The organism is Thermodesulfovibrionales bacterium (assembly GCA_035622735.1).
Taxonomy (GTDB): Bacteria; Nitrospirota; Thermodesulfovibrionia; order Thermodesulfovibrionales; family UBA9159; genus DASPUT01.
On the sequence record DASPUT010000191.1, the window covers coordinates 1 to 26,277 of the forward strand.

At 52.9% G+C, this 26,277-nt stretch carries 32 protein-coding genes; 16 read left to right on the forward strand and 16 right to left on the reverse strand.

Annotation, left to right across the window (positions count from 1 at the left end; all coding sequences use genetic code 11):
- The 10 genes from VEI96_10185 to VEI96_10230 all read right to left on the reverse strand — a co-directional run.
- Window positions 1-564: alanine racemase (locus VEI96_10185; protein HXX58356.1), on the reverse strand; the 564-nt coding region annotated here is incomplete at its 3' end.
- A gap of 42 nt (window positions 565-606) precedes the next feature.
- Window positions 607-816: a twin-arginine translocase TatA/TatE family subunit gene (locus VEI96_10190; GenBank protein HXX58357.1), complete on the reverse strand. Its 210-nt coding sequence runs from the start codon at window positions 814-816 to the stop codon at window positions 607-609.
- Window positions 804-1,397: a molybdenum cofactor guanylyltransferase gene (locus VEI96_10195; protein ID HXX58358.1), complete on the reverse strand. Its 594-nt coding sequence runs from the start codon at window positions 1,395-1,397 to the stop codon at window positions 804-806. The genes VEI96_10190 and VEI96_10195 overlap by 13 nt, the downstream gene beginning before the upstream one ends.
- The gene (gene dnaB, locus VEI96_10200) at window positions 1,394-2,770 is read right to left on the reverse strand and encodes a replicative DNA helicase (GenBank protein ID HXX58359.1); all 1,377 of its coding nucleotides are present in this window, start codon (window positions 2,768-2,770) and stop codon (window positions 1,394-1,396) included. Before dnaB ends, VEI96_10195 begins: the two co-directional genes overlap by 4 nt.
- Complete coding sequence (gene rplI / locus VEI96_10205; protein ID HXX58360.1) at window positions 2,767-3,210, reverse strand: 50S ribosomal protein L9; 444 nt, start codon at window positions 3,208-3,210, stop codon at window positions 2,767-2,769. The genes dnaB and rplI overlap by 4 nt, the downstream gene beginning before the upstream one ends.
- Window positions 3,211-3,478: 268 nt before the next feature.
- Window positions 3,479-4,297, reverse strand: a complete 819-nt coding sequence (locus VEI96_10210) for a segregation/condensation protein A (protein ID HXX58361.1) — start codon at window positions 4,295-4,297, stop codon at window positions 3,479-3,481.
- Between the two features lie 81 nt (window positions 4,298-4,378).
- Entirely contained in the window at window positions 4,379-6,451 is a 2,073-nt protein-coding gene (locus tag VEI96_10215) for a methyl-accepting chemotaxis protein (protein HXX58362.1), read from the reverse strand.
- On the reverse strand, window positions 6,448-7,431 hold the full coding sequence (locus VEI96_10220) for an ABC transporter substrate-binding protein (protein ID HXX58363.1): 984 nt from the start codon (window positions 7,429-7,431) through the stop codon (window positions 6,448-6,450). The genes VEI96_10215 and VEI96_10220 overlap by 4 nt, the downstream gene beginning before the upstream one ends.
- Window positions 7,431-9,449 (reverse strand): hypothetical protein, encoded by a 2,019-nt coding sequence (locus tag VEI96_10225; GenBank protein ID HXX58364.1) that lies wholly within the window; start codon window positions 9,447-9,449, stop codon window positions 7,431-7,433. The genes VEI96_10220 and VEI96_10225 overlap by 1 nt, the downstream gene beginning before the upstream one ends.
- Before the next feature lie 9 nt (window positions 9,450-9,458).
- Complete coding sequence (locus VEI96_10230; GenBank protein ID HXX58365.1) at window positions 9,459-10,460, reverse strand: DmsE family decaheme c-type cytochrome; 1,002 nt, start codon at window positions 10,458-10,460, stop codon at window positions 9,459-9,461.
- Between the two features lie 412 nt (window positions 10,461-10,872).
- On the opposite strand from VEI96_10230, the gene rpsB reads away from it, so the two are divergent.
- The 6 genes from rpsB (at window position 10,873) to VEI96_10260 (ending at window position 14,460) form a co-directional block, all read left to right on the forward strand.
- Window positions 10,873-11,694, forward strand: coding sequence for a 30S ribosomal protein S2 (gene rpsB / locus VEI96_10235; protein HXX58366.1), 822 nt, complete (start codon window positions 10,873-10,875; stop codon window positions 11,692-11,694).
- Window positions 11,691-12,290, forward strand: coding sequence for a translation elongation factor Ts (gene tsf, locus VEI96_10240; GenBank protein HXX58367.1), 600 nt, complete (start codon window positions 11,691-11,693; stop codon window positions 12,288-12,290). The genes rpsB and tsf overlap by 4 nt, the downstream gene beginning before the upstream one ends.
- 43 nt (window positions 12,291-12,333) lie before the next feature.
- The gene (gene pyrH / locus VEI96_10245) at window positions 12,334-13,086 is read left to right on the forward strand and encodes a UMP kinase (GenBank protein HXX58368.1); all 753 of its coding nucleotides are present in this window, start codon (window positions 12,334-12,336) and stop codon (window positions 13,084-13,086) included.
- Window positions 13,055-13,612, forward strand: a complete 558-nt coding sequence (gene frr, locus VEI96_10250; protein HXX58369.1) for a ribosome recycling factor — start codon at window positions 13,055-13,057, stop codon at window positions 13,610-13,612. Before pyrH ends, frr begins: the two co-directional genes overlap by 32 nt.
- A gap of 1 nt (window position 13,613) precedes the next feature.
- On the forward strand, window positions 13,614-13,763 hold the full coding sequence (locus tag VEI96_10255; GenBank protein HXX58370.1) for a hypothetical protein: 150 nt from the start codon (window positions 13,614-13,616) through the stop codon (window positions 13,761-13,763).
- A 61-nt stretch (window positions 13,764-13,824) separates the two neighbouring features.
- Entirely contained in the window at window positions 13,825-14,460 is a 636-nt protein-coding gene (locus VEI96_10260; protein HXX58371.1) for a TraR/DksA C4-type zinc finger protein, read from the forward strand.
- A gap of 6 nt (window positions 14,461-14,466) precedes the next feature.
- Here the strand turns inward: VEI96_10260 and truA are convergent, their stop codons facing one another.
- Window positions 14,467-15,249 (reverse strand): tRNA pseudouridine(38-40) synthase TruA, encoded by a 783-nt coding sequence (gene truA / locus VEI96_10265; protein ID HXX58372.1) that lies wholly within the window; start codon window positions 15,247-15,249, stop codon window positions 14,467-14,469.
- A 153-nt stretch (window positions 15,250-15,402) separates the two neighbouring features.
- Complete coding sequence (locus VEI96_10270) at window positions 15,403-15,612, reverse strand: hypothetical protein (protein HXX58373.1); 210 nt, start codon at window positions 15,610-15,612, stop codon at window positions 15,403-15,405.
- A gap of 232 nt (window positions 15,613-15,844) precedes the next feature.
- On the opposite strand from VEI96_10270, the gene VEI96_10275 reads away from it, so the two are divergent.
- From VEI96_10275 to moaC, 9 genes are all read left to right on the forward strand, one after another.
- Window positions 15,845-16,243, forward strand: coding sequence for a hypothetical protein (locus VEI96_10275; GenBank protein HXX58374.1), 399 nt, complete (start codon window positions 15,845-15,847; stop codon window positions 16,241-16,243).
- A gap of 94 nt (window positions 16,244-16,337) precedes the next feature.
- The gene (gene tolQ, locus VEI96_10280; GenBank protein ID HXX58375.1) at window positions 16,338-16,967 is read left to right on the forward strand and encodes a protein TolQ; all 630 of its coding nucleotides are present in this window, start codon (window positions 16,338-16,340) and stop codon (window positions 16,965-16,967) included.
- On the forward strand, window positions 16,964-17,365 hold the full coding sequence (gene tolR / locus VEI96_10285) for a protein TolR (GenBank protein HXX58376.1): 402 nt from the start codon (window positions 16,964-16,966) through the stop codon (window positions 17,363-17,365). The genes tolQ and tolR overlap by 4 nt, the downstream gene beginning before the upstream one ends.
- Entirely contained in the window at window positions 17,362-18,051 is a 690-nt protein-coding gene (locus tag VEI96_10290; GenBank protein ID HXX58377.1) for a TonB family protein, read from the forward strand. Before tolR ends, VEI96_10290 begins: the two co-directional genes overlap by 4 nt.
- A 34-nt stretch (window positions 18,052-18,085) precedes the next feature.
- Window positions 18,086-19,336 carry a Tol-Pal system beta propeller repeat protein TolB gene (gene tolB, locus VEI96_10295; GenBank protein HXX58378.1) on the forward strand — a complete coding sequence of 417 codons (1,251 nt, stop codon included), beginning with the start codon at window positions 18,086-18,088 and terminating at the stop codon, window positions 19,334-19,336.
- Window positions 19,337-19,536: 200 nt separating this feature from the next.
- Window positions 19,537-20,082, forward strand: coding sequence for a peptidoglycan-associated lipoprotein Pal (gene pal / locus VEI96_10300; protein HXX58379.1), 546 nt, complete (start codon window positions 19,537-19,539; stop codon window positions 20,080-20,082).
- 1 nt (window position 20,083) lies between these two features.
- Window positions 20,084-21,007 carry a tol-pal system protein YbgF gene (ybgF, locus tag VEI96_10305; GenBank protein HXX58380.1) on the forward strand — a complete coding sequence of 308 codons (924 nt, stop codon included), beginning with the start codon at window positions 20,084-20,086 and terminating at the stop codon, window positions 21,005-21,007.
- A 12-nt stretch (window positions 21,008-21,019) separates the two neighbouring features.
- The gene (gene moaA / locus VEI96_10310; protein ID HXX58381.1) at window positions 21,020-22,003 is read left to right on the forward strand and encodes a GTP 3',8-cyclase MoaA; all 984 of its coding nucleotides are present in this window, start codon (window positions 21,020-21,022) and stop codon (window positions 22,001-22,003) included.
- Window positions 22,000-22,479, forward strand: a complete 480-nt coding sequence (gene moaC, locus VEI96_10315) for a cyclic pyranopterin monophosphate synthase MoaC (GenBank protein ID HXX58382.1) — start codon at window positions 22,000-22,002, stop codon at window positions 22,477-22,479. The genes moaA and moaC overlap by 4 nt, the downstream gene beginning before the upstream one ends.
- A 747-nt stretch (window positions 22,480-23,226) precedes the next feature.
- On the opposite strand, the gene VEI96_10320 is transcribed toward moaC, so the two are convergent.
- From VEI96_10320 to VEI96_10335, 4 genes are all read right to left on the reverse strand, one after another.
- A complete protein-coding gene (locus tag VEI96_10320) occupies window positions 23,227-23,478 on the reverse strand; it encodes a GlsB/YeaQ/YmgE family stress response membrane protein (GenBank protein ID HXX58383.1) in 252 nt (83 codons plus the stop codon).
- A 129-nt stretch (window positions 23,479-23,607) separates the two neighbouring features.
- Window positions 23,608-24,183, reverse strand: coding sequence for a DUF4126 domain-containing protein (locus VEI96_10325; protein ID HXX58384.1), 576 nt, complete (start codon window positions 24,181-24,183; stop codon window positions 23,608-23,610).
- 108 nt (window positions 24,184-24,291) lie between these two features.
- Window positions 24,292-24,573, reverse strand: a complete 282-nt coding sequence (locus VEI96_10330) for a YMGG-like glycine zipper-containing protein (GenBank protein HXX58385.1) — start codon at window positions 24,571-24,573, stop codon at window positions 24,292-24,294.
- Between the two features lie 45 nt (window positions 24,574-24,618).
- Window positions 24,619-25,002 (reverse strand): Rap1a/Tai family immunity protein, encoded by a 384-nt coding sequence (locus VEI96_10335; protein ID HXX58386.1) that lies wholly within the window; start codon window positions 25,000-25,002, stop codon window positions 24,619-24,621.
- Between the two features lie 780 nt (window positions 25,003-25,782).
- Here VEI96_10335 and VEI96_10340 point away from each other — a divergent pair.
- Window positions 25,783-26,274: a hypothetical protein gene (locus VEI96_10340; GenBank protein HXX58387.1), complete on the forward strand. Its 492-nt coding sequence runs from the start codon at window positions 25,783-25,785 to the stop codon at window positions 26,272-26,274.
- Window positions 26,275-26,277 lie beyond the last annotated feature (3 nt).

Genomic DNA, 26,277 nt, shown 5'->3' on the forward strand with positions numbered 1-26,277 from the left:
GGGAAGCAGTCTTTCCCTCAGGGCCACAAACTTTCTGAGCTGCTCGCCCGCAATGGAATCACCACCGAAACAGGTATCGGAGAAATGGCTCATCAGCCCCGCGATATTCAGGCTATCCATCTTCGAGATGGCGAGGATATCGTCCAGGACATTCTCGCTGTTGAGGCCGAGCCTCCCCATCCCCGTATCAACCTTGACATGGACATCAAGGGGCCGGTTCCTCCTTCTTGCCTCTTCGGAAAACCTCACCGCGGAATCGAGGTCATAAATGACAGGAATGAGATTGTATTCAAAAAACTCCGTTCCGTCGGTCTTATCGAAAAGGACAAGTATCGGGGAATGAATCCCCCCGCTCCTGAGGGTCAGGGCCTCTTCCGTATACGCCACGGCAAGACAGGAAATGCCTTCGGCCTCAAGCCTCCCCGAAACTCCAAGAGCACCATGACCGTAAGCATCAGCCTTCACCACCGCTATTACGCCGCGGTCACCGGAGAGGGTCCTGACGACATTCAGGTTGTGGGAAAGGGCGTCAAGATCTATATCCGCAACAGCTCCCCTATGCATTGTCCGATAAACGGGAGTACCCTTCTGACGGGTAGCTGACCGTCACTTCGACTCCTCTTTCTTCTCCTCCTTCTTCTCCTCGACGGGCTTCTTTGGTGTTACATCTATCTCATCGGGTTCTGAAGTCGCCTTCTTAAAGTTCCGTATCGCCTGGCCGATACCCTTTCCGATTTCGGGCAACTTTGCCCCGCCGAAAAGGACGAGCACGATTATGAGTATGACGATCAATTCCGGCATCCCTAACCCAAACATGGAACACCTCCTATCCTTTCGTAGTCTTCCGGTGTATTCACATTGACGAAGGACCTGCCCGAGGGATCAATTTCCCTGACCGTCTCCTCGTCGATGTAGCGCACCTTCAGCCTTTTCAGCAGCTCACCGGGGCTTCTCTTCTCTTCCTTGAAGATCCCTTCCATGATGGCGACTGCGTTCTTCGTGTAAATGCCGACAAGCGGCTCTGTCATACCCCTGAAGACGGGGACAACTGCGTCGACATCACTGCTCCCTTTATAAGCGTCAGCCATATGCCGCAAAAGCCCCTCATGGAGGAAGGGCATGTCACAGGCAACGAAAAAGACGGAATCCTCTCCCGTCGCCACGAGAACAGAGAATATGCCCGTTAACGGACCCCGCTCCTTCTTCAGGTCGCCGATCATGGGAAGGCCGAAATGGAAGAAATACTCGGGCTCATTGGTATTGATGATGACCCTGTCAAAGACCCCTCCCAGAACATCGATGGTGCGTTCGATAATCGTCCGCCCCTCGACAGTGAGAAGACTCTTCAGACGGGGGATCCTTCTGTTTTCGCCGCCCGAGAGGATCGCAGCGGTCAAAAGACCTCCTCGGAATCGTCATGGTATTCTCTTTCCGAGTACGGCATGAACCGTGTGCACTTCGAAAGGAAGGTTAACTTTATCGTTGCGGTAGGACCGTTACGCTGCTTCGCTATGATGATCTCGGCCTCGCCCTTGTTCGAGGGGTTGTTCTTATTGTATACCTCATCCCGGTAGAGGAAGATGATGACATCGGCGTCCTGTTCGATGGCGCCCGATTCCCGCAGATCGGCGAGGGTCGGCTTCTTCTCCCCCCGCTGTTCCACCGCCCTGTTGAGCTGGCTCAGGGCGATGACCGGAACATGCAATTCCTTCGCGAGCCCCTTCAGAGAGCGGGATATCTCCGATATCTCCTGCTCTCTCCTCTCGAAACTCCCCCTGCCCCTCATGAGCTGGAGATAATCGACCATCACAAGGCCGAGACCGCCGTGATGCTCAACCTTAAGCCGCCTCGCCTTTGCCCGCATCTCGAGGACCGATGTGCCCGATGCATCATCTATATAAATAGGTGCCTCAGCAAGTCTTCCGGCAGCGCTCGTGAGCTTATGCCAGTCCTCCTTTCTGATAAACCCCTTCCTCACACTGTTGGAATCGACCATCGCCTCCGCGCAGAGCATCCTCATCGCAAGCTGTTCCTTCGACATCTCGAGACTGAAGATGGCGACAGGTTCTCTCATCTCGAGAGCGACATGCTGTGAGACATTGAGACCCAGCGCCGTCTTGCCCATAGACGGTCTGCCGCCGATGATAACGAGGTCGCCCGGCTGAAACCCCGTTGTCAGCTCGTCCAGCTCCTTGAATCCTGACGGTACGCCCGTGACCGCCTCCTTCCTGTCATAGAGGCGCTCGATCATCTCGAAGCTGCTCTTTATCACTTCCTTGAGGGGAAAAAACGAGGTCTTCGTCCGCCTGTCGGAGACATCGAATATCGTCTTCTCGGCATAATCGACGAGTTCATCGGCCTCGAGTGAGGACTCATAGACCTTCGCAGCGATCTCCGTCGTCGATCTCAACAGGCTTCGGATGAGGGCCTTCTCCTTGACGATCTTCGAATGATACCGCACATTCGCAGAGGTCGGGACCTGCGCGGCTATGTTCGAGAGATACGTGACGCCTCCGACCGCATCGAGGTCGTTCCTCCTCTTCAGGGTATCGGTAACCGTGATGAGGTCTATCGCTTCATTCTTTTCATAGAGTTCCACCATCGCGTCGAATATCCTCCGGTGGGAGTCACGATAGAAATCATCCTGGGAAAGGATCTCAAGCGCCTTTGAAATGGCCTCGTTGTCGAGAAGGATGGCCCCGAGAACGGACTGCTCCGCTTCGAGGTTTTGAGGAGGGAGCCGGTCAAGGGTTAGGTCAGAATCCCTCATTCCGCGACTACATGGACGGTTATCTGGGGAACGACCTCGGGATGGATTTTCACCCCCACCGAGTACGAGCCGAGTCTCTTGATCGGCTCATCGAGGATGATCTTCTTCCTGTCGACATCGAACCCCTCTTTTTTCAGCGCTTCAGCGATGTCCATCGTCGTGATGGAACCGAAAAGCTTCTCTTCCTCTCCCGCCTTTGCGATCAAGGTGACGGCGGTCTTCGACAGTCTTTCCGAGAGATCCTGGGCCTCGTTCCTGATCTTCCGTGCATGCTCTTCAATCTTCTTTTTCTCATGTTCCAGGGACCTCATATTCTTGACATTCGCCTCGACGGCGAGGTTCTTCGGTATGAGGAAATTCCTCGCGTACCCGTCGGCCACATCCACGACACTGCCCATGGTCCCGAGACTTTTCACGTTTTCCTTCAGGATAACTTTCATTCCGCTAACCCCCTTGTATGAGAAAAGGTATAATTCATACTGCGATCGATGCTTCTCCGATTTCAAGAAATTATACCATAAATTTCTTCCGAAAATTTCCTCCGATTTGGACCGCCCTCAGACTTCGGGAAGAGCTCCTCGCCGAAGGTCTCGGCATGACGTGACGGAGAGGAACCGGTATGAGGGGGAGCGCAGTGAGGCATCAGGTGCTACTGCTCTATTGCCGGCAGGCACAGAGAATTCGCCATCGGGATGCGGAGCCGGCAGCTCAGGCTTCGTCTGATGCTTCCCGTCTCCTTATTATCCACACGTTTCCGAAGTCCCTTTCTTGGTAGGCCCTCGCAAGCCCCAGCCTCACGAGTTCAAGGATAGCGATAAAGGTCACGATGAGAAATGAGCGTGTTAATCTCCCATCGAGCAAATCCTCAAAACGCACGGCCTTCTGATTGTCAAGCCTTTCGATGATGGAAGATATCCTGTCTTTAACGGTCAGCGTCTCCCTCGTTATGGAGACAGTCTCGGGCGGAGCCTTGTCAAGGAGCTTCTTGAATGCGGTAAGGAGATCAACGATGCTCAGCTCGAAGAGGTTGAGGCCCTCAAGCTCCGGCTCCCCGGTCATGAAAAGGTGCGGTTCCTTTCCGTGGTCCAGACCCTCAGCGAACAGGCCGTCTTCAGACGACGTCTCTTTCCCCTGCACCTCGCCGACCGAGGGGCTCCGGAAGAAGACGTCGCTCCAGACCTCCTCCCGCTCCCTGAATGTAAATGTCGCATCTTTAAACGCCTGGTATTCAAGCAACCGTTGGACGAGTTCAAATCGCGGGTCTTCCTCCGCTTCCTTCTCCACCTCTTCATCCACAGGAAGAAGCATCCTCGACTTGATATGGATGAGTGTCGCAGCCATAAGGAGAAACTCGCCGGCGATATCGAGATTGAGTTCTTTCATCATGCCTATATATTGGAGATATTGGTGTGTAATGAGCGCTATGGGGATGTCGTAAATGTCTATCTTGTTCTCCCTGATGAGATGAAGGAGCAGATCAAGGGGACCTTCAAAGGCAGGGAGTTTTATGCTGTAAACATCTTCCATGAGAGACTATTCTACCATACCATGCCGCAGCGAAGGCGAAGGTTCGCCCTGCCGGCCAGATCGAATGAGGGATGCGGATGCTCAGACGGTGAATTTCTGCAGTTCCAGGAGAAGATTCTGGGCCTCTTCCTTCAATGAGCTTATCCCCGCGCTCATCGCGTCGGCCGAATCTATCAAGTTGCCCGTCGTATTCTGAATCTTGTCCATAGACTGAACAATCTCAGTGTTCTTCTGCTTCTGTCTGCCCGTAGCCTTTGCTATCTGGCCCGCCTGCTGCGTGACGTTCTCTATGGCGCCCGCTATCTGCTTGCTGCCGCTTTTCTGTTCGCCTATCGCTATCTTCACCTGATGGGAAATCTCCTTCATCTTTTCCGTCGCATCGATGATGAACCTGCTCCCCCTGCTCTGTTCCTGCAATGCTACGGAGATGTTTTCGACCTGCTTCGACATGCCCTTTGTAGCCTCGGTTATCTGCTTGATAACCTGTGATTCCTCGGATGTCGCTCTCTGTATCGCCTTCGACATCTCCGTCGCGACCTGTGAACTCTCTACTATTCCCCCGAGGGCAGTGTTCACCTCCTGCACAAGCTTCAGGCCTTGCTCGACTGTCCGAATGCCCTCCCCCGCCATTTCGACACTCGACCTCGTATCGTCCTGCACAGAGGTAATCAGTTCCGCTATCTCCTTTGTCGAGACCGATGTCCTCTCGGCAAGGCTCTTTATCTCATCGGCGACAACGGCGAAGGCCCTGCCGTGCTCCCCCGCCTGCGCAGCGAGAATGGCCGCATTCAGTGCGAGAAGATGTGTCTGGTCCGCGATATCGTCTATGACGTTGAGGATCTCTCCGATATCCCCGGATCTTTTGCCGAGGACGTTTATGACATCGGAGAGGGCGCCGACGCTCTTCCGGATATTTTCCATCCCTTCCATCGCCGCATTCGCGGCACTGATTCCCCTGTCGGAGGCGTCCGTCATGACTTTCTCGGCCAGCTCGACAGATTTATTCGCGTGATCTTCGATTTCCTTGACCGTCGCGTTCACTTCGGAAGTGGAAGACGCTATCTCGTCCGACGATAACGACAGGTTCTCAAGGCTCTGCGAGATCTGCTTGATACTGGATATCATCTCTTCGATGGATGCGGCAGTCTCCTGCGCCGACTCATAAAACACATTCGCGTTATCGGCAACACTTTCGATCGATTTCGCCATCTGCATCATCGCAGATGATGTCTCTACTGCCGAATCGGAGAGGCTCTCCGCGCTCACCGCTACGCTCGAGGTAGAATCGTTCATCTCGGAGATCGCGACGGAAGTTACTTCGATGGTACGCTTCTGGAGGTCCGCGACGGCCAAGACGCTCTGCGACGAGGTGACGATGTTTGCCGTAACCTGGGAAACGCCGTTCGTGACATTTCGTATCTTCGAAAGCATGTCCTTCAGATTGAAGGCCATCCTGTTTATGGCGCTGCCGAGAGACGCGATCTCGTCGTTACCCCTGATGGTGACCGCCGACGTGAGGTCACCGGCGGCGACTCTCTCGGCGGCTTTCTCCATGCCCATGATCGGCAAGGTGATAAACCGGGAGATCGAAAAGAATACGACGATGAGTGACACGAGAAAACTCACCGCCGAGATCCCGAGCGCCCAGAAGAGAAGCGCGTAGAGCTGAGAATTGATCTCCTCCGACTTAATCCCGAGACGAAGGGCGCCCGCTATTTTCCCCTCCGCATTGGTCAGAGGGAATGAGAGGTCATAAAAGGAACCGGCCTTTTGCGTGAGCATCTTGGTCGAGGACGCAGCCTTCGCCGACACATCGTCCTTTAACTCTTTGCCCAGGCTTGATTGCTGAGTGTGGAAGAGGACCTTGCGGTTTGCGTCGATGACCATGGCATATCCCACGGCCTTATCCCGTGACATCAACTCCTGGAGTTTCTCGTTCACGCCGTCTATCGACTCGAGCGGAACACCGAGACTCAGCGCCCTGCCGAGGTCCCTCTGCAGCGAGTCGCCCACAGCGTTACTCTTGGCAAGAATAGCATTCTTATACTTGTTCGAGGCAACATAGGTGAGGACAGCGGTATTCACTCCGATGATGAGAAAGAGTATGCCCGCAACAGCCAAGACCGCCTTCTTCTGAAGTTTCCCCGACTTCATTTTATGACCTTCGTCGCCGAAGTGAGCAGATCTAACGGTACCTTGAGTCCCATATCAGTCGCCTCCTTCAGGTTTATAATCATATCGATCTTTTTCGGCTGTTCCACAGGAAGCGCAGACGGCTTCGCCCCCTTGATTACCTTCGCCGCCATCTTCGCCGCCTCCTTGCCCTGTTCGGAAGGGTTCGCCGCCAGGGTGAGGATGACGCCGCTCGCCTCGCCGCCCTCGATGGTCGCGGCCGTCGGTATCTTCGCTTTCCGTGCCACAACAACAATGTTATTGACGCAGTGCATGGCGGCACAGCCCGTGGTGAGAAAGAGGCCTTCAATATTCGCTATCTTCGAAGCATCCTCGGCCTTCTTGATATTAAACCGCACCGACTGGAATCCGAGAGAACCTTCGAGTTGCTTCACCTCGTTCGCCTGCACCACGGTATCCTTCTCGACGTCGTTGAAAACGACCCCCAGTTTCGAGAAATTTCCTATGCTTTTCAGATTCTTGATCAGACTCGCCACAGGCACTTTCGAACTCACCCCCGTTGCGTTCTTTCCCGTTACGCCGACCGCCTGAGGGTCATAAACACCCGCAAAAACGATAGGGATGTCGGACGTTTCACCCATCGCCGCTATGGTAGCGGGGGCACCGTAGGCGATGATGACCGAGGAGCCGACGGCAACGAGTTTCCGCGCAGCATTTGTCCATGACATCACTTCCGGAGTGGGACTCTGGACAACGACATCGACCTTCCCTGCAGCGAAGAGGCCTTCTTCGGTCAGGCCTTCGATGAGCCCCTTATGGATGTCTTTGTAATAGGGGATATTACCCGTCATGATCACGCCGATCGTCTTTTCGGCTGCAACGACAGGGAACGCTGTTCCCAGGATGGCGATAACGAGCACGAAAGACAGGAACAAAGCAGTTCCGCACTTCGACACGACTTTTTCAATCACCGTTTCAGCGTCCCCGATATCGGTCACCATTACCACCTCTTCGCGAGCGTTACATAAATGATCTGAGCCCTGCCGTCTTGCACGTCACCGTAAGGATTGTTGTTGACATTATTCAAATCACTGTACTGGTACCGCAGACCGAGCGCATAACCGCATTTGAACCGGTATTCTCCCGAGACAAAAAAGAGCGTCTCCCGCGTATTCAGCAGAGAGAACGCCGCAACGGAGACCGGCTGAAGGAGAGCGGGGTCGGACGGGAAGAATCCGCCGCTGCTGGTCGTATAATTCACCCCTGCGTTGAGGTTCAAGTTTTCTTTCGGAAGATAGGTGAGCGTGAGCCCATAATTGTGCGTCATATCCTCAAACGGAACGTTGGGGTCTACATTAACATTACTGGCCAGGTCCTGAAAGGCTATATCCTGCGTAGTATTATTGTGCATATAGGCATAACTCGCCGTAGCAGAAAGGTCTTTGAGGATGAGGAACGTGACACTCCCCACAACGCTGCTGACCTTCACAGACCTGTTCAACGCATCAGTGGTATCGGTAAAACTGAGGTCGTCCCTCTTCTGGCTCGATATGTTGTACGTGAAGAGTGCGTTGACTGCGGGCACGGGTATCCATGAAAGTTGTACCGAACCTGCATTCGAATTATTGGGAACGGTATTCACAGGAGGATTGTCGACACTCGTGTAGACGTATCGTGCCTTGAGTGTCAAATTCTTCATGAGCCGCACATCGGCCCAGAATGATGCGACGTTGCTGTACGTAGATACCGGGAGGTTCCATAAGGCTGCATTTTCCCTCGTCGTACTCCCGTAGGTGTAATTCGCCCATAGGGTCAGCGGCGAGAACGGCTTGTACCTCACGGTGCCGGAGATGGTATTGTTTATTGATGAAATAGAGGGTTTTACAGGATAGATAAAGGTGTTCGCCGGATTCGTTATGTCGGTCAGCGAAACCAACGCCGGGTTGTCGATGTCGGCTTCGCGGTATTTGTATTTCAGGAAGACCGCGAGCTGGGGCATCGGAACCCAGGTTACCGCGCCGTAGCCGATGAGATAATCAGCCTTCGCGCCGCTATCGTTGTTCTTGCTTTCCAGTTGTGTAAGCGTTGCAGACAAGACTAGACCCCCGGTATAGTTCGTATGGATCTTGACGGTATTGGAGGAACCATCAAAACCGGGTATGAGGTTGTGAGGAAATACCCCCGCCGGCCTTTCCAACGAAGCGTTATAGGCATCATAGAGAACGGTTTGCCCCCCGGGACTGAATCTCTCTTCACCGTGGGCGTAATCGATCTCTATCGGCCCGAGATGACTGTTCGCACCGATGGTGAACGTCTTCGTGTCGAGGTCGATATTCCTCGCCTGTGAAACCCTCACGATATTGTTAAAGCTGCCGGACCCCCCGAGGAAGAGCTGCTGCATTAACCCGTTTTTTTCGATGAGGCCGCCATCGACGTAAAAGTGGAGGGGAAAATCGGGCATCTTCAACCTCAGGGATGCTGTATTGATTCCGGTCCTCACCCCGTACTCCACACCTGGATCCCTTACATCAACGGTGGGAGCCGTGGGTATGGGAACCGGATTAAGGTCTATGAGCAGAATATTCGGAAGGTTTTGGAATAACGACCTGCTAATTCCCCTGAAGAGGATGAGGTCTTTGTAGGAATAACTGAGGTCTCCGTAATAGTCCTTTTCATTATTCACATCGACATCTAGATGCAGCCTGTTCGGAAAGGAAAAGACCCTCAACTCTCCGCCTCCCGCAAGGGAGTTGTGGAGATATTCATACTGATCGGCCGTCGGCGAGCCGTTCACATTTACAAACCGGTAGCCCCCGAAAAGGGAGATTTCAGGCTTTATCTTCGGAAAGGTATAGACCTCTTCTGCAGGACGCTCTTCCGAAGTCATCTCCTGACCCGCGGGAGCAACCTCCGGCGCCTTCACCTCAGGAACAGCCTCTCCAGAATCGGTCTCCTGAGCCGGCACGGTACTCCCAAGAATCATCAACACGAGAAACACGATACAGGATATCTTTTTCATCTCTCCCTCCTACTGGGTGAACCATCCCCTGCCGCTTGCAGAGGGAAGGTCCGTGCCGTGGATCTGGGAATGACAATCTGTGCACTTCGTATAAAACGCCCCTTTGCTTCCCAGCGTGGCTCTCGCAGACGATGTACTGTGTCCCGAATGGCACTGAAGGCAAAGGAAAGGCTCTCCCACGGTGAGCAGGTTCCTGTATACCGAGCCGTGCGCGCTGTGGCAGGTTCTGCAGTCCTCGGTAGTTTCAGCATGCTCGAAGACGAAAGGGCCCTGCTTTTCCGCGTGGCACTGGGTGCATAACTCCTTGATGGTCGCCTTTCTTAAGGACTTCTCATTAATCGAGCCGTGAGGGTCGTGGCAGTCGGTGCAGTAAATCTTTCTCTCCGGAACGGGATGGTGGCTCAACAGGGTGAACGATGCGAAGATCGCACCGTGACACCCCTCGCACATCGTCGCGGTCTGCCTCCGTCTGACCGTAAGATCCGGTCCCTGATGGACATTATGACACGAGAAGCATGAAACATCGCTGATCGCATGGGTGCTTGCGTTCCAGTTGTGGAGATTGAACGTCGCATTGGCAGCATGGCATTTAAGGCATATGAGAGACTGGGCTATTGCGGGAAGATTCTTTATATCAACGAGGGTCTTATACTCACAGGCGGTCCTCTTGCCCTCCTTTGCGTCCATCTCGACCTTCTCCGGGGTTATCCCCTCAATCGCAAGGCTCCCCGGCCCATGGCACGATTCGCAGTCCACCAAGGGCATGCCGGATTTCCGCGAAAGCTGGGCTCCCATGGTGCTCGCATCGAAATCGCGTTTTATCTGGTCATGGTAGTGGCACGCGGAAAGACACGTCTGGGTACCGACGTAATTCGCGTCAATCCTTCCCACGATCATCTTTTCGTATTCCTTCATCGGCAGGATGGGTTTTGCGGACTTGAGCGATTCGCACCCTGAAAGCGCAATCGTCAAAACTGAGAGGAATAAAAAGATGCTTCTCAATACGATCATGCCCTGCACCTCCATGCTTCTTCAGTTTCCCTACTGTATCTCCCGGCTCACCTTCAGCCGCTGTTATAGCACCACGTATCGCCCGGACGCCCCTTGCCAGAGGCGATTCTCGCACGATACCTGCTTAAACAGCTATATATATAGCAACTTTACAGACAAAATGCAACAAAAAATTGGCCTTCTCATCAGTGTCTTTCCCCTGACGTTTTCTTTGCCCAAACCGGGTTCTTCTCTCTATAAGTATCTCGGCAAACTGACTACGTTTCCCTTTCCCGTTCTGCCTTGCAAAAAAGACCGGCCCTGTGCTAAGCTTACAGCCTGTAAAAACACGCACGCCCTCAACTATTCCCTTCGCGGTCCCTCTGAGAGGGTGAAGGGGAAGGGGCGGAGGAAAAAACCGGAGGAGGAAGACATGGTTGCGACGATGAAGGAGCTGCTTGAGGCCGGAGTCCATTTCGGCCATCAGGTGAAGAGATGGAACCCGAAGATGAAACGCTATATCTTCGGAGAGAGAAACGGTATCTATATCATTGACCTTCAGAAGACCCTGAAGGGCCTCGAAGAGGCATTTCACTTCGTCAGGAATACCTCTGCTAAGGGTGGTTCGATACTCTTTGTGGGGACCAAGAAGCAGGCGCAGGACGCGATCCAAGACGAATCCCGGCGCGCCGGCGCTTTCTTTGTAAACCAGAGGTGGCTCGGAGGGATGCTGACGAACTTCGCTACAATTAAGAAAAGCATCGAGCGTCTCAAGAGCATCGAAAGGATGAAAGAAGACGGGACCTATGAGGCCCTCTCAAAAAAGGAGGTTGCTGCTCTCGAGAAAGAGAGGACCAAGCTCGACAGAAACCTGATCGGCATGAAAGAAATGCCTGTGCTGCCCGGAGCTGTTTTTATTATAGACCCCAAAAAGGAGAAGATCGCCATCGCCGAGGCGAAGAAACTCTCTATTCCGATCGTTGCCGTCGTCGATACGAACTGCGACCCCGACGAGGTGGATTATGTGATACCGGGGAACGATGATGCGATTCGGGCGATAAAGTTGATAACGGGGAAGATGGCGGAGGCGGTTCTCCAGGGGAAGGAGAGTGCCACGAAGGCCGCTTCGCTGGAGGCAGAAAAGGCAGCGATAGAGGAGAAGGTGGAACAGGAAGAGGCCGCAGAGGCCCTCGCAGACGCGGCACTCGAGAGTCCCCGTGGCGTTGCGGATACTAAGGCGGAGGTGTCACGGTGACGATATCAGCGGATAAGGTCAAGGAACTGAGAGAAAAGACCGGGGTCGGCATGATGGAGTGCAAGAAGGCACTCACCGAGGCCGCCGGTGACTTCGAAAAGGCCCTGACGGTACTGAGACAGAAGGGTCTCGCAACCGCGACAAAAAAGGCAGGGAGAACCGCTGCCGAAGGGATTATAGGTTCATATATCCATCACACGCATAAGATCGGGGTCCTCCTGGAGGTAAACTGTGAGACCGACTTTGTCGCGAAAACGGACGATTTCAGAACTCTGGTGAAAGATATCGCTGCGCAGATCGCTGCTGCCAATCCGACCTATGTCTCACGGGAAGAGGTGCCCCAGGACGTCATCGAAAACGAGAAGGCCATTTACCGGGCGCAGGTCGCCGATAAGCCCGCACAGGTCGTGGAAAAAATCGTCGACGGCAAACTGGATAAGTTTTTCGATGAGACCTGTCTCCTTGATCAAGTGTTCATCAAGGACCCCGAGCATAAGCTTAAGATAAAGGACCTCGTTACTGAAAAGATCGCGAAGCTCGGAGAGAATATCGTCGTCCGACGTTTTGCCAGATTCCAGGTAGGAGAACGTTCGTAAGTCATTCAGCAGTCGGAAGCATAGGTCTCTCTATCAATAATCAATGACGAAGAACCTCCGTTATAAAAGGATACTCCTGAAGCTCAGCGGGGAAGCCCTCATGGGCGAAAAAGGGTACGGCATCGAGTCCGCCGTGGTCCACGATATGGCTTCCGAGATACGGGAAATTGTGCAGATGGGGGTCGAAGTTGCCGTGGTAATCGGCGGGGGGAACATCTTCCGAGGCGTCGAGGCGAGCGTAAAGGGAATGGAACGCGCCTCTGCCGATTACATGGGAATGCTCGCCACCGTGATTAATGCGCTCGCCCTCCAGAATGCACTCGAGAAGATAAAGGTCCAAACAAGGGTCCAGTCAGCGATAGAGATGCAGGAACTGGCCGAGCCTTACATCAGGAGGAGAGCGATCCGGCATCTCGAAAAGAGGCGGGTTGTCATCTTCGCCGCAGGGACCGGCAATCCCTATTTCACGACCGATACGGCCGCCGCCCTGAGGGCGATGGAGATCGGCGCCGAGATAATACTCAAGGCGACAAAAGTTGACGGGATTTACTCCTCCGATCCGATAAAAGACCCATCGGCGAAGAGATATGGCACCATCTCCTATATGGAGGTCCTCAGGAAGGGACTGTCCGTCATGGACTCTACCGCAATTTCCCTCTGTATGGACAACAGCCTTCCGATTATGGTATTTAACCTGAGAGGGAAGGGGAATATTAAAAAGATTGTTCAGGGGAAAAAAGTCGGTACCTTAGTTGGGGGTAACCATGCAGAAGGAACTCAGAAAAAAAGGCGTTGATAGGATGGAGGGCGCAATAGAGGCCCTCAAGAAGGAACTCGCTTCCGTTCGGACCGGGAGGGCTTCCCTCGCCCTGCTCGACGGCATCGTCGTCGATTACTATGGGACGCCAACACCGCTCCAGCAGGTCGCAAGCCTCAGCATCCCCGATCCCCGGCAGATCGCGATTCAGCCTTGGGAGCAGCGAATAATCTCTGAGATAGAGAAGGCCATTATGAAGTCGGACCTCGGACTCACACCGTCAAATGACGGGAAGACGATACGGATCGGCATTCCGACGCTCACCGAAGAACGACGGAAGCAGCTCGTGAAGATCGTGAGGAAGAGAGCCGAGGAGGCGAAGGTGGCCGTACGGAACATCAGGAGAGACGTTAACGATGAATTGAAGAAGATCGAAAAGGAGCAGCATCTGAGCGAGGATGATGTCAAGAAGTTCCACGACGAGATCCAGAAACTGACTGACTCGTACGTCGTAAAGGTTGACGAGATGCTGAAACACAAAGAGATCGAGATCATGGAGGTCTAAGGTGAATGTAAATTATCTCGTAAAGGTGAAGGATGCCAAGCTCGCCGATCTCCAGAAGGCACTGCAACAGGCGGGCATTCAGATAAGGAGCATCGTCGAAGTTTACAAGGAAGAGGAAAAAAATCAGGAACCGGTGAAGCCAGGGGAATAAGGGAATTATTTCTTCCAGACCGGTTCATGGAAAAAAAAGAGAAACGATATAAGGGGTAACCATGGTAAAGAAACCTGCCACGTCACTCAAAAAGAAAGAGCCGAAGACGAAGAAAAAAGAGGTCCGGAAAAAGACATCGGCAAAGAAGCCGGCACCGGCAGCTTCGAAGACGAAGAAGATAAAGAAACCGGCGCGGACGGCATCGCGGGGCAGGAAGAAACCTGCAGAGGCGGTGAAAACCAGGAAAAGGCCGCAGAGGGCATCCTCGACCCGGATAACAAAGGTCGCCGGCGCTGCCCCCAAAACGTCCTCCCGGAAGGTGACCCAGGAAGAACTCCTGAAAAAACAGTTGATCGGGAACAGGGAAGAAATCGTACGGGAGGCGAAATCGGAGATTGCCAAATACATAAAGGGCGAGACGCGACAGCTCGTTGAGACCGTCCTCGACGACGGCGACTGGTCTGTCATCGACCTCTCTGAAGATATCAACCTCAGACGTCTCGCGGCGCACCGCGAAGTTCTCCTTAAGATAGACGAGGCTTTGAGGAAAATCAGGGAAGGCACGTACGGCACATGCGAAGAGTGCGGCGAAGCGATAAACAGCGCGCGGCTGAAGGTCCTGCCCTTTGCCATCTACTGCAGGGACTGTCAGGAGAAGAAGGAAGAAATGGAAAAGGTGGAAGGTGAGGAGCTCTAGGATAGATCAGCTGGATGCATAGAAGATCTTTTCAAGAAAAAGCCCTTTTGCGGGCGCCGTTGGCCCGGCAAGCCTTCTGTCCCTCGCTTCGAGTATCTCCCCTACCGCCTCCGGATTCTTTCTGCCCGTACCGACTTCGACGAATGTCCCAACGATGTTTCTGACCATGTGCCTCAGGAACCCGTTGGCCTCGATCGAAATCCTTATGAAGCTGCCGCTGATCCGCGTAAAAAACATTTCCATTCCCTCAAGCATCTCCGTTTCAATGGAATAGACCTCGCGAACGGGACTCTTTGCACCGCATCCGGCACCCCGGAAAGACGAAAAATCGCGGCTCCCCCTCATAAACCCTGCCGCTCTCCTCATGCCCTCCAGATCGAGAGGGTTCCTTATCCACCAGACATACCGTCCGATAAAAACGGGAAGAACCTCGCAATTCGCTATGAGATAGAAATATCGTTTGCGGAGTGCTCCGTATCGCGGGTGAAAATCAGCAGCCGTTTCCGAGGCCTCAAGAATTCTCAGATCAGCCGGAAGCAGGGCATTCACGCCCCTTTTGATGACAGGGATATCAAGCGAGGAAGAGGAATCGAATGACGCAACCTGGCCCAACGCATGTACACCGGTGTCTGTCCTTCCGGCACCGACCACCTGCACCCTCTCTCCGGTGATTCTGCCTATGCCCTCTTCAAGCAGACCCTGAACGGTTATGCCGGTTGGCTGCACCTGCCACCCGTTATACGCAGTGCCGTCATATTGCAGTGTCAACTTAATCCGACGAATACTCAATCAATAATCTCTTTGTGAAGGCGTGGCAAAGACCACAACAGCAGTTCTATTCAGGGAGTAACCTAGTGACAGAGTCTTTGGAGCTCGGAAGTCCCCGGTCTTACTCTGCCTCGATAAAATGACCCGGGTTAACGGAAGAAGTGAGCCCGGGATTCATGCTGACTCGTCTTCTCTCTTCGCCTCTTCGGAGTCGAGAGAATTCGTCGTTAATTCGCCCGAATCTGTTGAATCCGTTGTTTCGACAGGCTGTTGAGGCACCTCGTCCTTCTTGAAGCGTTTCTGTCGTTTCTCTTCCTGTTTTTTCTGGCGCAACAGCTCTTTTCTTCTCTTGTTGCTCTTAAACGCACCCGCATGCTTTCCCAAAACAGCCTCCCTGCTTCCGAATAGTGATTCATTATACCATGGTCGACAAGGGGAATGCTAACAGAGAGAATCGGAAACCCTAGGGCAAGGGAAAATTGACTTTTTGCTCCGGAAGATGCGATAATAGATAAAGTTTTTGTATGTTTACGAAGAGGCCGCAAAGACTTTTAGCTTTGGGGTCTTTTTTTTCAGACTGCCTGAAGGCGGGGGCCTTTCGCAAAAAGAGGAGAACATGAACCCACGACAACAGTATACAGAGAAGATGGAATTGGCCAAGAAGAACAGGCTCGCAGCAGGCCTGATTTCGGAGCGCTTTCCCGGGGTTTCCGGCATCATGATCCATCTGACCTATTACCAGAAGATTACAAATCCGATTCTCATGGTGCGTACCGTTCATTTACTTCCGGCAGACTGCGCCTATTTCAACATGGAATGCATGATAAAAGGGTGCGATAACGGCGGCTTCGACTTGAGCTCGATCATCTCGGGCCTCATCAAGAAACGCAAAAAGTCGGGGAAGGGAACGCTCACGTGCAGAGGGAAGGTCGACACCGTTTCGACCGATCATGCGTCTGTCTCCTATGAAATCAGCATCCAGTATCATCGAATAACGAAAAAAACCGTCCTTTAACACCTCTCTTTTTCCCCGAATGAGATTTGACTTTTTGGGGAATTTCTTTTAATCTCATGTAGCTATCGTAAATACTTTGGCATACGAGGTTGGCATGCAAGATACAGCGCTACAGTTGATTCTCCAGGCAGGGTATGTCGTGAAGGCGGTTCTCCTGATCCTCCTCTTCTTTTCCGTATTTTCCTGGGCAATAATCTTCTTCAAGCACCGGTATTTCTTCAAGGCAGCTGCAGAATCCGAATCCTTCCTGAGAGTCTTCAGAACAGGACGTGATACGAAGGGGCTCTTTCACGCGGCGAAGAACCTTACCCTTAGCCCTCTCGCGAATGTCTTCCGATCCGTCTATACGGAAGAGGGGCGTGTAGACAGGGATGAGATAAAGAGGCTCCTCAGGAGATATGAAGCGCTCGAGGTCGCAAAACTCGAGCAGTACCTCAACTTCCTTGCGACGACGGGCTCCACGACACCCTTCATAGGGCTCTTCGGGACCGTCTGGGGGATCATGAATGCCTTCAGGGGAATCGGAGCCGCCGGCACCGCATCGCTCGCTGTCGTGGCCCCCGGCATTGCCGAAGCGCTGATAACAACGGCGGCCGGACTGGCAGCCGCAATCCCGGCGGTCGTGGCTTACAACTATTACCTCAGCCGAGCGCGGAAGATGATCATCGAGATGGAGGACTTCTCGGAAGAGCTCCTCGACTTCTTTTCGAAGGAGACGGCATGAAGGCCGAAAGAGGCAGGACAGCGATGTCGGAGATAAATGTGACACCCCTTGTGGATGTCATGCTCGTCCTGCTCATTATTTTCATGGTCACCGCTCCCCTCCTCCAGCAGGGTATCGATGTGAACCTCCCCAAGGCGAAGGGCAAAGACCTCCCGCCTGAAGAACGAATAACCCTCATCATAAAATCGGGCGGAACGATCTATCTGAATGACAACCCCGTATCCGTGACGGATATGAAGAAGAAACTCGAGTCGATAAGTAAACTGAACCCTAACGTATTCTTGAAAGCCGATAAATCAGTACCCTACGGTCTCGTTGTTGAGGTCATGGGTGAAATAAAGGATGCCGGGATAGAAAAACTCGGCATGATTACCGAGCCAGCAATACAGCTGAAATGAGTGCGGTATCGCTCCAGCGCTCTGCAATCCTCGCCTCCGTCCTCCACGTCTCCCTGTTCGGTATAGCGCTCATCCTCATGAGGCAGTCAAACCATTTTGCTATGCCCTCCCCTTATACCGTGAACCTCGTCAGTCCCGGAGCGGCAACGCCGACTGCGGGAAGCGCAACGCCGACGGCAGTAAAGACCCCTGTTGCGGATAGGGCCGTAAAGCGGCCTGTGCCGCTAAAGCAACCGGAAGTCACCAAGGCGCCGAGCAAACAAGATGAACAACTCTTGGAAGACAGAATCGCAGCCTTAAGGGAAATGGGAAAGATCAAGAGGATTGCGAAATTGAGGGGCATCATTTCCGTGAAGACCGGCAAAGAAGAGGCGAAGATCGGTCCTTCCACGGAAGCGGCGGGGCAACCGAGAGGTTCCCTGACAGAAGACTATGCCGCCCGTGTAGGAGAGGAAATACATCGGCAGTGGCAATTCCCCACTCAGTTATTGAAGGACAGGAGAATCGAAGCGATCGTCTCGATACGGATATTGAAAAACGGGTCTCTCCAGATAATCGGAATCGAAAAGAGCTCAGGCAATCCGCTCTTTGATCGATCCGGACTGAGGGCGATTACTCAGGCAAGCCCGGTCACCCCGCCTCCTTATGAGATGGAGATCGGTGTGAGGTTTTTCCCGGGTGATTAAGGGCCATCGCTTGCATATGCCTATGAAGAGGCAGATGGTTTTTGCGGTCTGCCTGTCGCTACTCCTCTTCATTTCTTTGCGGTCCTTTGCAGAAGCGAAGATATACATCGACATAACATCGCCCGCGTCGAGAAAACTCCCCATCGCCATACCGGAATTCTCGGGACCCTCCGGCAGGGAGATGTCTGATGTCATCACGGACGATCTCGACTTTACCGGACTCTTCTTGACCCTTGACAGGAGTGCCTTCATAGAGACTTCGTCACAGCCATTTCAAGCCAGAAACTGGTCTCCACTCGGCGCTGACATCGTAGTGAAAGGGAATGTCACGGGCGGCAAGAATCTCGTCTCGACGGTCACCGTATACGATACTTTGGAGGGCAAAGAAATATTCAAAAAGGAATATCAGGCCGATGCAACCCTCTCGCGTCCCCTCGCCCATACCATCGCAAATGATATCTACTACCAGATAACGGGGGAGAAGGGTGTCTTCAGAACGAGGATAGCATTCATTACCCGGCAGAAAGACCGCGACGAACTTTCCCTCATGGACTGGGACGGCCAGCGGACGACGAAACCCGGTATAAAGGCCTCCGTGTTACTCGGCCCGCGATGGTCGAGAGACGGGTCTCGTCTTCTCTATTCGGCAGAGCGGAACAGGCAGTGGGGGATCTATCTCCTCGATTTCAGGAAATCAACAGAGAAGAATGTCTTTTCCGGCAAAGGGACCAATATGGCCGGCGATTTCTTTCCCGACGCGAACGAGTTTGGCCTCTCGTCATCCGCGGGGGGAAATCAGGAGATATATACCTACCGCATCTCTGAATCGAAGCTGACGCGCTTGACTTCATCCCGGGGAGTGGATGTCACCCCTGCGATATCGCCTGACGGCAGCCGCATCGCCTTCGTCTCCGACCGGCAGGGGAGCCCTCAGATATTCATCATGGGAAAAGACGGGTATGATGTGAGGAGGCTCACCTTTAGCGGGTCCTATAATACCGCCCCCTCCTGGTCTCCGAAGGGTGACAGGATCGTCTTTTCGGGCAGACAGGGGGGCAAGAATCAGATATTCACGATAAGTCCGGACGGTTCCGACACCATGCAGCTCACCGATAAGGGGAGTAACGAAGACCCTTCCTTTTCTCCTGACGGAAGGTTCATCGTATTCACGTCGGACAGGGATGGAGAAAGGGCTGTCTACATCATGAGGGCGAATGGAGAGGCCCAAAAACGGGTTACGCCGAGAGGCGTGAAGGCCTTCGGCCCTCGCTGGTCGCCCGATTAAGATTAATATAAATTAATATTAATAATAATAGTAACTACGCCGCCTCTCTCATCCTGAGCGGGTCCTGATAGATGCCCTTCTCGATTCTAGGCATTCCGGTTGTTGACAGTGACGGCTCTTCGTACTATGCTAATAGTGTAAAAAATGTTTTTTTGTTTCCTAGTAACTAATCGCAGCATACATTACAGAGGAGGTTGACGATGAAGAGAATTCTTTTCCTGGCTGTCATTTTGGCACTGGTCGCTTTCGGTTGCGCCGAGAAGAAAGCAGTAAAACCGACGGAAACGCAGCCGACCGGGACGGAGCAGATGGGTAAGGAAGGAGAGTCGAAAGAGAAAATTACGGAACAGCAGATGGCCAAGGTCGAATCGAAAGAGGTTCCCTCGAAGACGGAAGAGGTATCCGGCATGTTTCCCGACATACATTTTGATTACGATAAGTACGACATACGGGAAGACGGAAAGTCGGTCCTCAAATCGGTAGCCGATTATATCATCAAGAACCAGACGACGAAGGTGCTCATCGAGGGCCACTGCGATGAAAGGGGGACTTCAGAATATAATATCGGCCTCGGAGACAAGAGGGCCAAGGCGGCAAAGGATTATCTCCTCTCACTCGGCGTTCCCTCTTCACGCATCTCGACGATAAGCTATGGGAAAGAGAAACCGCACTGCGCCGAACATGCGGAGGAATGCTGGGCAAAGAACAGAAGAGACCAGTTCGTCATTCTCAAGGAGAAGAAGTGATATGACGTCCCGTTCGGCTGTCGTTCTCCTGTTCTTCTCTCTTCTTATCCTGTCCGGTTGTGTTTCGACGACCGATTTCGATGCGTCGAGGCGTGACATCATCCAGTTGAAGAAAGATACGTCGGAGCTCAAGAAGGATATGACGGACATCAAGAAGCAGGTCACCGGTGCGGCAAAGGAAGAAACCTTCAACGCCGTCCGGGAGAGCCAGACCTCCCTCTATTCCCAGGTTTCCGATCTCTCAAAAGACGTGCGGGTACTTTCGGGCAGATTCGACGAGAATAAGTTCTTCATCGAAAAGACCTTGAGAGACGCCGCGACCGAGAGGGAATTGCTGCGATCCCAGATCAACAGCCTCGAGACGCGCGTGAAGGAGCTGAGCGAGCGATTGCCGAAGCCATCGGAAACGACTTCCCATAGTGTAGCTGCAGAGGCCCAGGCGAGTAAGAAAGAGGAGAGGGAGCAGAAGAAAGAGAATGCCGTCAAAGCGCCGAAGACGGTCCCCGAAGAAATCGACGATGACCCTGTCAAGGCCTATGAGACCGCTTACAGCCTCTTCGAGGAAAAGGAGTACAGAGAGGCACGAGACAGGTTCGCCGCATTCCTGAAGAAGTTCCCAAAGGACAGCCGGGCCGAGAACGCTCAGTTCTGGATAGCCGAGAGCTACTTCGCCGAGAAAAACTATGAAGACGCCATCCTGGCTTACGAATCAATGATCAAGTCCTATCCACAGAGCAAGAAGATGGCCGGTGCCCTTTATAAACAGGGCCTCTCCTTCAGCGAACTCAGCGACAACAAGACGGCAAAGGTCATCTTCCAGAAACTCATCGAGAAGTACCCTGATACAAAGCAGGCTGACATGGCGAAGAAGAAGATAGCAGAGATGGATAAAAAACCGGCAAAGACGAAGTCGAAACGTTCTTGAAGAAGCAGGGGCATGGGGCTCAGGGACAGGTTCGATCGAACCATAGACTATCTCCGCATCTCCGTCACCGACAGATGTAACCTCAGGTGCGTCTACTGCATGCCCGCCGGCGGGATCGATCTCTTCGAACACAGAGAGATCTTATCGTACGAGGAGATCGTCAGGGTCGTCGGCATCGCCGCCGGCCTCGGGGTGAGGAAGATACGGATTACGGGGGGGGAACCGCTCGCCAGGAGAAACGTCTCCCGTCTCGTTTCATCCCTTCGGTCGATAGCAGGCATTGAGGACATCAGCCTCACGACGAACGGCACGCTCCTCGAGCGGTATGCGAGGGAGCTTGCGGATGCCGGTCTGAACCGTGTCAATATCAGCCTCGATTCCTTAAGGCCGGACAGGTACCGGGAAATCACGCGCGGCGGCGAACTCGACCAGGTGATGCAGGGTATAGGGGCGGCTGAAGATGCGGGATTGCTGCCGGTGAAGATAAACATGGTGCCGGTAAAGTTTCTCAATGAAGACGAAATTGAAGATTTTGGCCGGCTGACCCTGAGTGCGCCCTACCACGTGAGGTTCATCGAGTTCATGCCGATCGGTGCGAAGGATCTCTGGAGCGAAGAGAAGTACATCTCGACGGATACGATAAAATCGGTCGCCGAAAGGATCGGCCCGCTGATCCCCCTCCGGCTCCGGAAGACAGGGCCGGCGCGGTATTTCAGGTTCGAAGGCGCTCCCGGCGTTATCGGATTCATCAGCGCCCTGACCCATCATTTCTGCGGAGACTGCAACCGGCTCCGCATCACTGCCGACGGCAGGCTGCGACCCTGTCTTTTTTCCGAGACGGAGATCGACCTGAAGCCTGCGCTGAGAAGCTTCTCATCGGACAGGGAGATAGAACGCCTTCTCAGACTCGCGATAGAAGTCAAGCCCGAAGGACACCATATCCCTGAACGCACTGACCTGTTGTCACTGAAGTCGATGTCGAGGATAGGGGGATGAAGGCGTTTACGCACATGGACGAGGAAGGAAAGGCCCGGATGGTTGACGTATCCGGGAAAGAAGCCACAGTGAGAGAGGCTGTTGCACGGGGTTCTCTCGCTATGAAGTCCGAAACCTTACAGCTCATTCGGGACAAGGCGATTCCGAAAGGTGATGTAATTGCTGTCGCACGGATTGCGGGCATCATGGCGGCGAAGAAGACGAGCGAGCTCATCCCCCTCTGTCATCCCCTGAATCTCACTTCAGTAATAGTCGATATCGCCCTTAATGAAACGCGGTGCTCTCTCGATATCGAGGCGAGGGTGAAGACCGTTGGCCAGACAGGCGTCGAGATGGAGGCATTAACCGCGGTTTCCGTCGCTTCCTTGACGATCTATGATATGTGTAAGGCCGTGGACAAAGAGATGACTATAAAGGATATCATGCTCATCGAAAAACGCGGCGGGAAAAGCGGAGAGTTCAGTAGAAAGACGTAGATTAAGAGACCGCCTTCTAACTTCCTGACAAGAGAAGGGAAAAGGCGGTTCTTTTTTGTCTTGTAAGGCAGTACTTACTGATCGATTCAACAGCCACTTCACAACTCAAAATAGGAAGCAAGGCTGAGGGTTACAAAAAGGCTGCAAGCTTGGGGGGCCTGGTCGTCCAGGCCCCTTTTCAATCTGATGCAGCTGCGGTCAGAAGTCTAGTAGTTAGACGCTGAGAAAAAAAATATCGTTCATTCCCGCCTGTATACAGTCTCTACCCGTAGATATCATTTGCCCAAAGGAGATGGTATTTTTTCCTTCAAACGTTCTTTCATCCATTGTTCGAGATCGGCCTTACATGGCTTAGTCAACTCTTCTTTGTGTTCGTTCAAGCACTTAATGATATCTTTGCTGGCAACGTTGGGACAAAACTTCTTCACATCCTCCTTACATGATTCGGGCGCTTTTCGCTCCGGCTGAACTGACTCGGCAAAAGCAAGCCCTGCTGGTAGAGCCAACATCAGAGTCAACAATGCTAAACAAATCTGCCCTTTTATTTGCGTCCTCCCAGTGCTTTACTATATGTTGTTTAAGCCTATCATGCTGGGGAGCCCCAGAACAGCGGTTAACGAAATTGTAACTGCTGGGATTCCCGAGAATGACCCTCTCCGCTGTGCCAATACCTTTGTTGCTCTGCATGCCCGGTTCACTGTCGATCTCCTCTGGAAAAAGCGAGAGCAAGATCGGAACAAAAGCGGCTCAACGAGCCGCTCCCACAATGAACCCGTAGATAACCAGGATTATGATAGCTCCGATAATCGCCCCGATGAACCCCGCCGTTCCACCTGCCTTGTAGAGGCCCAGCGCCTGTCCGGCATAGGTTGCGAGAACCGAGCCTCCGATGCCGAGGAGGGTTGTGATGATAAACCCCATATTCTCTTTCCCGGGATGGATGAACTTCGCTATGACGCCAACGATAAACCCAACGAGAATCGTCCAAATAATGTGCATCGTTCTTCTCCTTTCTCAAGAACCGATGATAAAAAGACTCGAATGAGACTCGATTCGAGCGCCCCACCTGCATTTCAGAAACACCTTCTAACCGAAAAAAAAACAGGAGACTATCCCCGGTGACCGAAACTATGTAGCCTCAGCCCGCCTCTGCCTCAAGAAGTTCCGAAAACCTTTTCTTGCCACAAGAAAAAGAAAGACGAGAACGACCAAGCCGCCCAGGAGCGGGAGGGCTATTGCCACTATGCTAAGGCCTGCCGCAATTGCCAGTTCAATCGTCGCAACAGCGTGATTGCCTAAGCCCCCTGTAACGGTGCTTGACGCGCCTCTTACAAGTGCCGTAGCTCCATGGAATATTGCTGCCGTTCCGCCCCCGGCTATGATTGCGAGAGTCCATTTCATCAGAGGGCTCATTTGAATGATGCTCGACGCGGCAACGATAGTACCGGCAACAACCGCAACCGGTGCAGCAATGGAATCCATGAGATTGTCAACCCAGGGGATGTAGTATGCCGCGACTTCAAGAATTGTGGCAGTTGCAAACGCCGTGAAGGCGGCGTATGTTCCAATCCACTGGAAGCCATGAGATAAGGTCAGATGTCCTGAAAGAGAAGCGATGCTCATTGCCAGGAGAGGCACAAAGACCCTGAAACCGCAGGCCGCGCTTAATCCTATTCCGAGACAGATACTAAGAAGGATTTCCATATACCATCCCGCCCTCATCTCCATCTGCAGTCAAGCCTTGAAAGGAACAACCTACAACGTCTCCCTCGCCTTTGAGGGTTGCCTACCGACCTTTCCAAGAGGCAGATGCTATTGGCCCTTGGGACCCTGCTGGCCGGCCTTGTACCCTTCCCGGTAAGCAGACTCTTTTGATTTCTCGTTCTGATCGTAAATATAGCCGCCAGCCAACCCGGCAGCAGCTCCTATCGCAGCTCCCAGACCCGCATTGCCGGCCATGGCCCCGATTATTGCGCCTCCACCGGCGCCGATAACACCTCCACTCATTGTTCGTTGCTGGGTGTCAGACATGCCTGCACATCCACAGAGCGCAAGACCGAATGTCAGAATAACTACGACTGAAATAATCTTCATGACTTCCTCCTTAGGGTAATCTTAAAGTTTTTGGTCATGGTCGAGTTAGGGCTTGCACGGCCATTTTTCGATCAGAAACCTGAACTCGGTCTCTACTGGCAGATCCTTCTCATATTGCGGATGTGCTTTGGCCCATTCGATAAACATCTTGACGGTATCGTTTCGAGACGGCTGCGGATCCGGCAAACAGATCAGTTTGGACGCTTTGGGTCCAACAGTGGAGGCTTGGTAATAATGAAACGCCCCCACCAAATACCCTTCGCAGAAGTTGACTGCTTGGGTGTGTAAAGGATCATCCGGAGCCGCGCTACAGATATTTATGAGGTCCCGGGTCGTCCGAACTTCAAACTCCTTTTCCGAGACCGCACCAACCACAGCAGGCAACATTAACAAAACTGACAGGAAGAAACCGATCGCTCTACGCTTCATGATGTACCCCCCTCTACTGCATAGGTTTGTAAATGGCCAGCGACGACGGCACCTTCCGAGTTTTATCAGTTCGAAGATCACAACCTGAATAGCCACGGCCGCCAGCCCCAGACCCATGGTTCAATGTAACAGCTCCTTACAATCAAGTTTACCATGAGAGACGGACCTGTCAACTTACAGAGACGGGAAAGTGCTCCCTCATTAACAGTCGACCACACCCCTCCAGGGCGGGATAGTCCGCCTTATTCCTGCTCGAAAGAGTATCTTTTGACCGAACGATTTTACTTTGCGGACATCTTCGTATGGTCCTGGTGACAAAGCAGACACTCCATATGCCCCCGCTGGTGGTTCATTCCCCCCATGGAATGCCACATGTCGTCCGGCCCATGGCACTCCACGCAATGGGCTGTTTCTTTCGACGGTGTTCATTTTGGAGGCTTCCAATTTCCTTCGAAGTATTCATTGAGGTAATACACCACGGTATAAACGGTCTCGCCTGTAACTTTGGCACAACGCTCCTTCTTCTCCCTGGACGTTGCGTGGGTGCCTGCGGCTAACGTCCACTTGGAAACTGATGTATGGCATAGTGGTGACATCGCCTTGGTCGCCTGTACCTCAGAAGCAGACTGCATCATCTGAACATCTAACCTCTCTCTTGTTGACAGTCAGCCTGTTCTGTGATAAAAAGGGGGCGTAGAGTAATGGAGCCGAAACCCGGAGAAAGTTAGCTGTGATTCGTTACCCTCTGCAGGGAAAATCTATGTAAAGGAGGAAGAAGAAATGAAGAGGACCTTTATCACGGTACTACTGCTTGTAGGAGTGCTTATGTTGAGTCATGACGTTTTGCCCGCGCGAGGAGCGTCGGCCCCGACATTATCGGACGAGGACATACAGATGCTCAGAAAGGACCTGAGATCGGAGAAGAAGCAGGTCGTCGCACAAAACATGCAGTTGACCGATGCCGAAGCGGAGAAATTCTGGCCAGTATATGATGACTATACAGCTGAAACGATTAAGATCAACGATTCGAAATTTGCCATCATTAAAAAGTATATGGAAGGCAATAAAAGCTTGACGGATGCCGAGGCTCTGAAGTTAATAGATAGCTGGCTGGAAGTGGATGAAGCTGCGGCTAAATTAAGGCAGAAGTTTATTCCGATCTTCGAAAAAATTCTCCCTGCCAAGAAGGTGGTGCGCTTCCTGCAGATCGACAGACGACTTGGTTTGATATTGGATCTGCAGATAGCCTCACAGCTTCCGCTTTCGGAGTGAAAG

Excerpts from the sequence above, each read along its gene's own strand:
- ybgF (HXX58380.1), top strand. The coding sequence starts at position 20,084 with ATGACGTCCCGTTCGGCTGTCGTTCTCCTGTTCTTCTCTCTTCTTATC.
- rplI (HXX58360.1), bottom strand. The coding sequence starts at position 3,210 with ATGAAAGTTATCCTGAAGGAAAACGTGAAAAGTCTCGGGACCATGGGC.
- VEI96_10330 (HXX58385.1), bottom strand. The coding sequence starts at position 24,573 with ATGAAGATTATTTCAGTCGTAGTTATTCTGACATTCGGTCTTGCGCTC.
- VEI96_10190 (HXX58357.1), bottom strand. The coding sequence starts at position 816 with ATGTTTGGGTTAGGGATGCCGGAATTGATCGTCATACTCATAATCGTG.
- VEI96_10335 (HXX58386.1), bottom strand. The coding sequence starts at position 25,002 with ATGAAGCGTAGAGCGATCGGTTTCTTCCTGTCAGTTTTGTTAATGTTG.
- VEI96_10290 (HXX58377.1), top strand. The coding sequence starts at position 17,362 with ATGAGTGCGGTATCGCTCCAGCGCTCTGCAATCCTCGCCTCCGTCCTC.
- VEI96_10230 (HXX58365.1), bottom strand. The coding sequence starts at position 10,460 with ATGATCGTATTGAGAAGCATCTTTTTATTCCTCTCAGTTTTGACGATT.
- VEI96_10225 (HXX58364.1), bottom strand. The coding sequence starts at position 9,449 with ATGAAAAAGATATCCTGTATCGTGTTTCTCGTGTTGATGATTCTTGGG.
- dnaB (HXX58359.1), bottom strand. The coding sequence starts at position 2,770 with ATGAGGGATTCTGACCTAACCCTTGACCGGCTCCCTCCTCAAAACCTC.
- pyrH (HXX58368.1), top strand. The coding sequence starts at position 12,334 with ATGACGAAGAACCTCCGTTATAAAAGGATACTCCTGAAGCTCAGCGGG.
- tolR (HXX58376.1), top strand. The coding sequence starts at position 16,964 with ATGAAGGCCGAAAGAGGCAGGACAGCGATGTCGGAGATAAATGTGACA.
- VEI96_10340 (HXX58387.1), top strand. The coding sequence starts at position 25,783 with ATGAAGAGGACCTTTATCACGGTACTACTGCTTGTAGGAGTGCTTATG.
- moaC (HXX58382.1), top strand. The coding sequence starts at position 22,000 with ATGAAGGCGTTTACGCACATGGACGAGGAAGGAAAGGCCCGGATGGTT.
- VEI96_10210 (HXX58361.1), bottom strand. The coding sequence starts at position 4,297 with ATGGAAGATGTTTACAGCATAAAACTCCCTGCCTTTGAAGGTCCCCTT.
- frr (HXX58369.1), top strand. The coding sequence starts at position 13,055 with ATGCAGAAGGAACTCAGAAAAAAAGGCGTTGATAGGATGGAGGGCGCA.
- tolQ (HXX58375.1), top strand. The coding sequence starts at position 16,338 with ATGCAAGATACAGCGCTACAGTTGATTCTCCAGGCAGGGTATGTCGTG.
- VEI96_10275 (HXX58374.1), top strand. The coding sequence starts at position 15,845 with ATGAACCCACGACAACAGTATACAGAGAAGATGGAATTGGCCAAGAAG.
- VEI96_10220 (HXX58363.1), bottom strand. The coding sequence starts at position 7,431 with ATGGTGACCGATATCGGGGACGCTGAAACGGTGATTGAAAAAGTCGTG.
- tolB (HXX58378.1), top strand. The coding sequence starts at position 18,086 with ATGGTTTTTGCGGTCTGCCTGTCGCTACTCCTCTTCATTTCTTTGCGG.
- rpsB (HXX58366.1), top strand. The coding sequence starts at position 10,873 with ATGGTTGCGACGATGAAGGAGCTGCTTGAGGCCGGAGTCCATTTCGGC.
- moaA (HXX58381.1), top strand. The coding sequence starts at position 21,020 with ATGGGGCTCAGGGACAGGTTCGATCGAACCATAGACTATCTCCGCATC.
- VEI96_10215 (HXX58362.1), bottom strand. The coding sequence starts at position 6,451 with ATGAAGTCGGGGAAACTTCAGAAGAAGGCGGTCTTGGCTGTTGCGGGC.
- pal (HXX58379.1), top strand. The coding sequence starts at position 19,537 with ATGAAGAGAATTCTTTTCCTGGCTGTCATTTTGGCACTGGTCGCTTTC.
- VEI96_10325 (HXX58384.1), bottom strand. The coding sequence starts at position 24,183 with ATGGAAATCCTTCTTAGTATCTGTCTCGGAATAGGATTAAGCGCGGCC.
- VEI96_10320 (HXX58383.1), bottom strand. The coding sequence starts at position 23,478 with ATGCACATTATTTGGACGATTCTCGTTGGGTTTATCGTTGGCGTCATA.
- VEI96_10260 (HXX58371.1), top strand. The coding sequence starts at position 13,825 with ATGGTAAAGAAACCTGCCACGTCACTCAAAAAGAAAGAGCCGAAGACG.